At 57.4% G+C, this 3505-nt stretch carries 4 protein-coding genes and 1 pseudogene; all 5 read left to right on the top strand.

From position 1 onward, the window contains the following. Positions 1 to 107: pseudogene (locus tag D8U18_RS00545) on the top strand (ribosome maturation factor RimM); the annotation flags it as partial. Positions 108 to 109: 2 nt separating this feature from the next. Next, positions 110 to 862, top strand: a complete 753-nt coding sequence (gene trmD, locus D8U18_RS00550; RefSeq protein WP_077046481.1) for a tRNA (guanosine(37)-N1)-methyltransferase TrmD — start codon at positions 110 to 112, stop codon at positions 860 to 862. A gap of 45 nt (positions 863 to 907) precedes the next feature. Then, positions 908 to 1258, top strand: a complete 351-nt coding sequence (gene rplS / locus D8U18_RS00555) for a 50S ribosomal protein L19 (protein WP_003175895.1) — start codon at positions 908 to 910, stop codon at positions 1256 to 1258. A 99-nt stretch (positions 1259 to 1357) separates the two neighbouring features. Continuing rightward, on the top strand, positions 1358 to 2254 hold the full coding sequence (xerD, locus tag D8U18_RS00560; RefSeq protein ID WP_130906406.1) for a site-specific tyrosine recombinase XerD: 897 nt from the start codon (positions 1358 to 1360) through the stop codon (positions 2252 to 2254). A 325-nt stretch (positions 2255 to 2579) separates the two neighbouring features. Further along, a complete protein-coding gene (gene dsbC, locus D8U18_RS00565; RefSeq protein WP_056853623.1) occupies positions 2580 to 3311 on the top strand; it encodes a bifunctional protein-disulfide isomerase/oxidoreductase DsbC in 732 nt (243 codons plus the stop codon). Positions 3312 to 3505: the final 194 nt, after the last annotated feature.

The following is a 3505-nucleotide window of genomic DNA, read 5'->3' on the forward strand; positions in this document are numbered from 1 at the left end:
GCAGCCTGGATGATCGCGAACGCCTGTTGCCCTATACCGAGCAATGCGTGTTGGCCGTCGACCTGGCAGCAGGCGAGATGAAGGTGGATTGGGACGCGGATTTCTAAGCGTGGCTAACTTGCGCGTAGAAGTGATCAGTTTGTTTCCCGAGATGTTCTCCGCCATCAGCGAGTACGGCATCACCAGTCGGGCGGTGAAACAGGGGCTGTTGCAGCTCACCTGTTGGAATCCGCGAGACTACACGACGGATCGACATCACACTGTGGATGATCGCCCATTTGGCGGTGGTCCGGGCATGGTGATGAAGATCAAGCCCCTGGAAGATGCTCTGGTTCAGGCCAAGGCAGCCGCCGGGGAGGGCGCGAAGGTGATTTACCTGTCGCCCCAAGGCCGTCAACTGACTCAGTCGGCGGTACGCGAGTTGGCGAATCTGGATGCATTGATCCTGATTGCCGGCCGCTATGAAGGCATTGACGAGCGTTTTATTGATGCTCATGTCGATGAAGAGTGGTCGATTGGCGACTATGTACTGTCTGGCGGCGAGCTGCCGGCGATGGTCCTGATCGATGCGGTTACACGACTGCTGCCTGGAGCTTTAGGGCATGCGGACTCCGCCGAGGAAGATTCCTTTACGGATGGTTTGCTGGATTGCCCGCACTACACCCGACCGGAGGTGTATGCGGATCAGCGTGTTCCCGACGTATTGCTAAGTGGCAATCACGCGCACATCCGGCGTTGGCGTTTACAGCAGTCCCTTGGTCGGACCTATGAACGACGCGCCGATCTTCTGGAAAGCCGCTCGCTTTCTGGAGAAGAGAAGAAGCTGCTCGAGGAATACATCCGCGAGCGGGACGATAGTTAACAACGTATCGATGGTAGATCCGACGATTTACCTTAGGAGCACAGCATGACTAACAAAATCATCCTTGCACTCGAAGCAGAGCAGATGACCAAAGAGATCCCTACCTTTGCCCCGGGCGACACCATTGTCGTTCAGGTGAAAGTGAAGGAAGGCGACCGTTCGCGTCTGCAAGCGTTCGAAGGTGTTGTTATCGCCAAGCGTAACCGCGGCGTAAACAGTGCATTCACCGTTCGTAAAATCTCCAACGGTGTTGGCGTAGAACGTACTTTCCAGACCTACAGCCCGCAAATCGACAGCATGGCCGTTAAACGTCGCGGTGACGTACGTAAAGCCAAGCTGTACTACCTGCGTGACCTGTCTGGTAAAGCAGCTCGCATCAAGGAAAAACTGGCTTAAGTCCAGCTTCCGATGCAGAAAAAAGCAGCCTACGGGCTGCTTTTTTGTTGCCTGCGATTTATCTTCCCTGACCGTACTGTCGGTCTTGCCTGAGCCTTTATGTCCGCCATCGATCATCCCCTGATAGACCAGTTCCTCGACGCCCTTTGGCTGGAGAAAGGTCTTTCCGATAACACCCGCGATGCCTATCGCAGTGACCTCGCGCTGTTCAACGGCTGGTTGCAGGAAAAGGGCCTGGAGCTGATCAACGCCGGGCGTGAGTTGATCCTCGACCACCTGGCCTGGCGCCTGGAGCAAAACTACAAGCCCCGTTCAACGGCAAGGTTTCTCTCTGGCGTGCGTGGCTTCTATCGCTATCTGCTGCGGGAAAAGTTGATCGCGGTCGATCCAACATTAAGGATCGACATGCCGCAACTTGGGCGACCGTTGCCCAAATCCTTGTCGGAAGCCGATGTGGAAGCCCTGCTGAAGGCCCCTGATTTGAGCGAAGCCATCGGCCAGCGTGACCGCGCCATGCTCGAAGTGCTCTACGCCTGCGGGCTGCGGGTCACGGAGCTGATCAGCCTGACACTGGAGCAGGTCAATTTGCGCCAAGGGGTCTTGCGTGTGATGGGCAAGGGCAGCAAGGAGCGGCTGGTGCCGATGGGCGAGGAAGCGATTGTCTGGGTCGAGCGCTACATGCGCGATGGCCGTGGCGAATTGCTTGGCGGGCGTCCCAGCGATGTGTTGTTTCCCAGCCAGCGCGGCGAGCAGATGACCCGTCAGACGTTCTGGCACCGCATCAAGCATCAGGCCAAAGTCGCCGGGATCGGCAAATCGCTGTCGCCGCACACCCTGCGTCATGCCTTCGCCACGCATCTGCTCAACCATGGTGCGGATTTGCGTGTGGTGCAGATGTTGCTGGGGCACAGTGATTTGTCGACAACGCAGATTTATACCCACGTCGCCCGGGCGCGATTGCAGGATTTGCACGCCAAGCACCATCCGCGCGGCTAAATACCGTTCCTGAAACTGAAATGCTTATCTGTGGCGAGGGGGTTTACCCCCGTTCGGCTGCGCAGCAGTCGTAAACCGGTACTCACGGAGCAACTAATTTAACCCCGTGGCAGATTGTGGGGTTGCTGCGCAACCCAACGGGGGTAAACCCCCTCGCCACAATGAATATTGCCAAACAGGCATCGTAGGCTGTCCTGCGTCACCTGCATTCGGCCACCGTTGCCTTATGTGGTAGGCTTTGTCGGTTTGCACGATGGGCGGTTATGACCCGGTGTTTCGGCACGGGCGTTCTGATCGTCACATTTGTCCGCCTTCAGGAGTTCTCATGCGTCTGACCCAGATTTTCGCCGCCGCAGCCATTGCGTTGGTCAGCACCTTTGCCGTCGCCGATGACGCGGCCGACAAAGCCATTCGTAAAAGTCTGGAAAACCTCCAGCTCGAAGTACCGGTAGAAACCATCACCGCCAGTCCGTTGCCGGGTTTGTATGAAGTCAAACTCAAGGGCAGCCGCGTGCTGTATGCCAGTGCTGACGGGCAATATGTCGTTCAGGGCTACATGTTCCAGCTCAAGGACGGCAAGCCCGTCAACCTGACCGAAAAGACCGAACGCCTGGGCATTTCCAAACTGGTCAATGAAATCCCGGTCGCTGAAACCGTGGTGTACCCGGCCATCGGCGAAACCAAATCGCACATCACCGTGTTCACCGACACCACTTGCCCCTACTGCCACAAGCTGCACGCCGAAATCCCGGAGTTGAACAAGCGCGGAATCGAAGTGCGTTACGTGGCGTTCCCGCGTCAGGGGCTGGGCTCGCCGGGTGATGAGCAATTGCAGGCGGTGTGGTGCTCCAAAGACAAGAAAGCGGCCATGGACAAAATGGTCGACGGCAAGGAAATCAAGGCCGCCAAGTGCGATAACCCGGTTGCCAAACAGTTCGCCCTCGGTCAGTCGATTGGCGTGAACGGTACACCGGCCATCGTTTTGGCCGATGGTCAGGTCATTCCGGGCTACCAGCCTGCGCCACAAGTCGCCAAACTGGCGCTGGGCGCGAAGTAAATTCGCATCGTCACGGTCAGCCATTGACGATCATGGTCCGGCAGCAACATCGCCGGGCCATTAATAGAGAGCCGCGAACATGCGGCTGTTTTCACGGCCGGCCTCGAGTCGGCCGTTTTATGGGGAGTTCACAGTGAAACCGGTCAAAGTAGGCATCTGTGGGTTAGGGACCGTCGGTGGCGGTACCTTCAACG

Source organism: Pseudomonas sp. Sample_10 (assembly GCF_004321495.1).
In the GTDB taxonomy this organism is placed as follows: Bacteria; Pseudomonadota; Gammaproteobacteria; order Pseudomonadales; family Pseudomonadaceae; genus Aquipseudomonas.

Bases quoted from the DNA above. Each gene is read 5' to 3' on its own strand.
- rplS (WP_003175895.1), top strand. From the start codon at position 908: ATGACTAACAAAATCATCCTTGCACTCGAAGCAGAGCAGATGACCAAA.
- xerD (WP_130906406.1), top strand. From the start codon at position 1,358: ATGTCCGCCATCGATCATCCCCTGATAGACCAGTTCCTCGACGCCCTT.
- dsbC (WP_056853623.1), top strand. From the start codon at position 2,580: ATGCGTCTGACCCAGATTTTCGCCGCCGCAGCCATTGCGTTGGTCAGC.